1 protein-coding gene is annotated in these 1,594 nt (G+C 52.3%); it reads right to left on the bottom strand.

Annotation, left to right across the window (positions count from 1 at the left end; all coding sequences use genetic code 11):
• A partial coding sequence (locus tag NAF29_RS18055; RefSeq protein WP_251263029.1) for an Ig-like domain-containing protein occupies positions 1 to 1,594 on the bottom strand: 1,594 nt, incomplete at both ends.

The raw sequence follows: 1,594 nt of genomic DNA, 5'->3' as shown, positions 1-1,594 counted from the left end.
GCACTAGGCCAATGGTGAAGTCGGCATCAGAGGTTTCAGCAGCATCGCCTTGCGCATCGACTCCATCGATAGTCGCAGTGTAATCGCCATCGGCTAACGCTGCGCCATCGGGCAGTGTGAATTCCCACGAGCCATCAAGCTCTGGCGTGACGGCGTACTCAACACCGTTCACCGTCAACGTTAAATCACCCACGGTATTATCCGAGGTACCACTAAAGGTTGGCGTGGTGTCTTCCGGATCGTTGGTCACAGTAATACTGACTTCTGGCACTAGACCAATGGTGAAGTCGGCATCAGAGGTTTCAGCAGCATCGCCTTGCGCATCGACTCCATCGATAGTCGCAGTGTAATCGCCATCGGCTAACGCTGCGCCATCGGGCAGTGTGAATTCCCACGAGCCATCAAGCTCTGGCGTGACGGCGTACTCAACACCGTTCACCGTCAACGTTAAATCACCCACGGTATTATCCGAGGTACCACTAAAGGTTGGCGTGGTGTCTTCCGGATCGTTGGTCACAGTTATACTGACTTCTGGGGTCAGTAGAACCCTAAAACTCGCGGAATCTTCAGGTGCGTCATTATTTTGCGCATCGGAGCCGTTAATCGCCGCAGTATAAGTGCCGTCCTCTAAGGCGGCATCATCCGGCAGGATGAATTCCCAAGAGCCATCAGCTTCGGGGGTTACAACATAGTCCACACCATTGACCGTCAGCGTTAAATCGCCGTCAGTATTGCTCGAAGTTCCTGAGAAGGTAGGCGTAATATCATCACCTGAGGCCACGGTATCGATGCTTACAATCGGCAGCTGATCCACGGTAAATTCAGTGGAATCTTCAGGTGCCTCATTATTTTGCGCATCGGAGCCGTTAATCGCCGCAGTATAAGTGCCGTCCTCTAAGGCGGCACCATCCGGCAGGGTGAATTCCCAAGAGCCATCAGCTTCGGGGGTTACAACATAGTCCACACCATTGACCGTCAGCGTTAAATCGCCGTCAGTATTGCTCGATGAGCCTGAGAAAGTAGGCGTAATTTCATCACCTGAGGCTACGGTATCGATGCTTACAATCGGCAGCTGATCCACGGTAAATTCAGTGGATGCTTCAGGTGCCTCATTATTTTGCGCATCGGAGCCGTTAATCGCCGCAGTATAAGTGCCGTCCTCTAAGGCGGCATCATCCGGCAGGATGAATTCCCAAGAGCCATCAGCTTCGGGGGTTACAACATAGTCCACACCATTGACCGTCAGCGTTAAATCGCCGTCAGTATTGCTCGAAGTTCCTGAGAAGGTAGGCGTAATATCATCACCTGAGGCCACGGTATCGATGCTTACAATCGGCAGCTGATCCACGGTAAATTCAGTGGAATCTTCAGGTGCCTCATTATTTTGCGCATCGGAGCCGTTAATCGCCGCAGTATAAGTGCCGTCCTCTAAGGCGGCACCATCCGGCAGGGTGAATTCCCAAGAGCCATCAGCTTCGGGGGTTACAACATAGTCCACACCATTGACCGTCAGCGTTAAATCGCCGTCAGTATTGCTCGATGAGCCTGAGAAAGTAGGCGTAATTTCATCACCTGAGGCTACGGTATCGATGCT

The sequence above is a fragment of the Echinimonas agarilytica genome, assembly GCF_023703465.1.
Taxonomy (GTDB): Bacteria; Pseudomonadota; Gammaproteobacteria; order Enterobacterales; family Neiellaceae; genus Echinimonas; species Echinimonas agarilytica.
This window is presented reverse-complemented; position numbering and strand designations above follow the sequence as displayed.